The organism is Oleiphilus sp. HI0125 (assembly GCF_001635355.1).
This window is the reverse complement of sequence record NZ_LWGF01001092.1, coordinates 1-956: the sequence shown is the minus strand read 5'-3', so window position 1 is coordinate 956 and position 956 is coordinate 1. Positions and strand designations below refer to the sequence as shown.

Annotated in this window: 2 protein-coding genes; both read right to left on the bottom strand. The window is 39.9% G+C overall.

What is annotated here, in order from left to right; translation table 11 throughout:
* Window positions 1-415: glycosyltransferase family A protein (locus A3762_RS18900; protein ID WP_156493589.1), on the bottom strand; the 415-nt coding region annotated here is incomplete at its 3' end.
* A 61-nt stretch (window positions 416-476) separates the two neighbouring features.
* Window positions 477-956: polysaccharide biosynthesis C-terminal domain-containing protein (locus A3762_RS18895; RefSeq protein WP_156493588.1), on the bottom strand; the 480-nt coding region annotated here is incomplete at its 5' end.

Sequence of the window (956 nt, the reverse complement as noted above, 5' to 3'; positions counted from 1 at the left end):
CCGGATGCCCCTTGCGATCAGAACTACCTATTATCTTTTCATCGAGATCAACCGAATAGCCATCACCATATACGAGAGCATAATCCATACCTAACGACTCAATGCAGGGAACAGATTTTTCAAGACGATCTAAGGGCCAATAATTATCAGAGTCTAAAAAAGCTAGATACATGCCACTAGCTAACTCGATTGCTTTGTTACGAGCAACTGATTGTCCCTGGTTTTCCTGAAAAATGTAACGGAAGCGCTTATCTTCGTTGTACTTATTTAGCACATCTCGAGTAGAGTCAGATGAACCATCATCAACAACAATTAATTCAAAATCGTGGAATGTTTGGTTAAGTACACTCTCAACTGCCCGACCAACTAAATCCGCTCGATTATAAGTCGGCATAACAACAGAAACTTTTATCATTTGGCACCTTTTTGTATGAGCACGCTGAACTGCCAGCCAGACTTAAAGCAATCTTAATCACCTAATCAGCGATTCTCTTTCTCAAAAGTAGGTCGATTACATAACGCTTTTCCGTCGCGCTTAAAGCAAAGAACAAAGTGATAAAAAACCATATAACACTAGTTACAACAACCACAACAAACAACTGTATAAACGAGTTTACCGAACTGTCCAAAACCAACAACAATAACAACGAAATAAGACATGGGAGAATATTTGGAAGTAGCGGTTCAAAAACAAATTTCACGAGGCCTACATCCAGTACTCTTGCACAATGCATCGTTTTTAATGTTTTCCCTACAATAACCGCAAGAAGAGTACCTAACGCCACACCCACAAGCCCCAAGACCTGGACTAACACCAAGCTCAACACAACGTTCAGTGCCGATTCAAGAATCGCGATCTTTGCGAATTTCCCGTGCACATTTAACGCAGTTACTAACCTGTTATCAAAAGGGTTAAACAAATAAGCAAAAGAATATATAACCAACACTTGAAGAAC